Origin of the sequence: Mycobacterium sp. E2479 (assembly GCF_001667925.1) — a bacterium.
Taxonomy (GTDB): Bacteria; Actinomycetota; Actinomycetes; order Mycobacteriales; family Mycobacteriaceae; genus Mycobacterium.
The window spans coordinates 1-1,423 of sequence record NZ_LZJR01000039.1 but is presented as its reverse complement, the minus strand read 5'-3'; the positions used below and the strand labels follow the sequence as shown (position 1 = coordinate 1,423).

General features: G+C 66.2%; 1 protein-coding gene. It reads right to left on the bottom strand.

Annotated features, from left to right (window positions below):
* Positions 1–1,423 (bottom strand): condensation domain-containing protein (locus A5686_RS03990; RefSeq protein WP_156749927.1); only part of this gene is annotated, 1,423 nt, incomplete at both ends.

Sequence of the window (1,423 nt, the reverse complement as noted above, 5' to 3'; positions counted from 1 at the left end):
GATCAGCGGTCGGTGGATAGGGCCGATCGGTGGGCAACACCAGCCGCTCAGGCAGCCCGGCCAAAGCCTGCTCCCAAAACGCCAACTGGCCCGCAATCAGGCTGTCGGTGTCCTCGAGGTCACCGAACTGGGCGCGCTGCCACAGCGTGTAGTCGACATACTGGACCGCCAATGGCGCCCACCCCGGGGCCTGGCCCTGCTGCCGCGCTCGATACGCCACGCCCAGATCGGCCACCAACGGGGTGAGCGACCAACCATCGGCGGCGATATGGTGCACCACCGCCACCAGCACATGCTCATCCGCGGAGATCCGGAAAAGCCTTGCCCGCAACGGAATCTCGGTCGCCAGATGAAAACTATGGCCCGCCGTTTCGCCGATGGCCTCTGCCAAACGATCCTCCGACCAGCCAGCGGCATCGATGATCTGCCAGCCAACGTCGGCCCGCTCGGCGGGCATCACTACCTGATGAGGAATGCCATCGATCGCGTCAAACAGGGTGCGCAGGCTTTCATGGCGGCCCACCACATCACCCAGTGCCGCCCCCAACGCGGCCCCATCCAGGGGTCCGCTCAGCCGCAACGCCACCACCATGTTGTAAACCGCCGACGGCCCCTGCAGCTGGTCGATGAACCACAACCGGTTCTGGGCGAACGACAACGGCACCACCGCCGGGCGCTCACCGGCCACCAACGGCTCAACCCCACCCCCACCCGGAGCTACACGGGGCGCCAACCGGGCAACCGTAGGCGCGTCGAATACCGCGCGCACCGCAAGACCGGCACCCAACGTTGTATTGACTGCTGCGATCAGGCGCATTGCCGACAACGAATCCCCACCCAGGTCGAAGAAGGAGTCATCGAGCCCGACCCGCTCCACACCCAGCACCCGCGCGTAGATACCGGCCAGGACCTCCTCCATGGGCGTGGCCGGAGCCCGGTAACGATCAACATCGCCGTAGTCCGGCGCGGGCAGGGCCCGCTTATCGAGCTTGCCGTTGACCGTCAACGGCAACTCATCGATCACCACCACCGCCGCGGGCACCATGTATTCGGGCAACCGCTCGCCCAGCGCGGCACGCAACCCAGCTGGATCCGCTGTCCCGGCAACATACCCCACCAGCCGCTTATCACCAGGACGGTCCTCACGGGCGATCACGACGGCCTGCTCCACCCCCTCCAGGGCGGCCAATGCTGCCTGAATTTCGCCGAGTTCGATGCGATACCCACGAATCTTGACCTGCTCATCAGCACGCCCCAGATACTCCAACTCCCCCTCAGCGCGCCACCGCACCACATCCCCGGTGCGATACATCCGTTGACCGGTCCCCCCGAACGGGCACGCCACAAACCGCGACCCCGTCAACCCCGCCCGGCCCGCATACCCATACGCAACGCCGACACCGGCCACATACAACTCACCCAC